Genomic DNA, 443 nt, shown 5'->3' on the forward strand with positions numbered 1-443 from the left:
CGCGTCACCCTCTCCGCCACTGACACACCGATGTGGCAGTACGGTCACCACACCACACAAGTGGTCCCCGCGGCCACTGTCGGATGCCGGCCATTTCCCGCAGGGACCACGTCACAGGTCAACGCCCGTCGGGAAGGCGGGCGTTGACCTGTGACGAGGGTGCGCCCCGGGTGACGGACAGGCCTCAGCCGTTCCCGGCGGGCGGCTCGAAGCCCGCGACGATCACCATGTTGGAGTCGGCCGCCGCGTGCCGCAGCGGCTTCGCCTTCTCGTACTCGGCGGAGTCGTACCAGGCGCGGGCCGCCTCCACCGACTCGAACTCCAGGACGATGGTCCGGTCACCGTGCCACTCGCCCTCCAGCTGCTGCGGCCCGTCGTCGACCGCCAGGATCGACGCGCCGCTCGCGGCCAGGGTCGCCCCGGCGGCGCGGGCGTAGGCCTCG

At 72.0% G+C, this 443-nt stretch carries 1 protein-coding gene; it reads right to left on the minus strand.

Annotated features, from left to right (window positions below; genetic code table 11):
• Positions 1–184 precede the first annotated feature (184 nt).
• On the minus strand, positions 185–443 hold a 259-nt coding region (locus STRTUCAR8_RS46530), incomplete at its 5' end, for a DUF1330 domain-containing protein (RefSeq protein WP_044473487.1).

The sequence above is a fragment of the Streptomyces turgidiscabies Car8 genome (assembly GCF_000331005.1).
GTDB classification, from domain to species: domain Bacteria; phylum Actinomycetota; class Actinomycetes; order Streptomycetales; family Streptomycetaceae; genus Streptomyces; species Streptomyces turgidiscabies.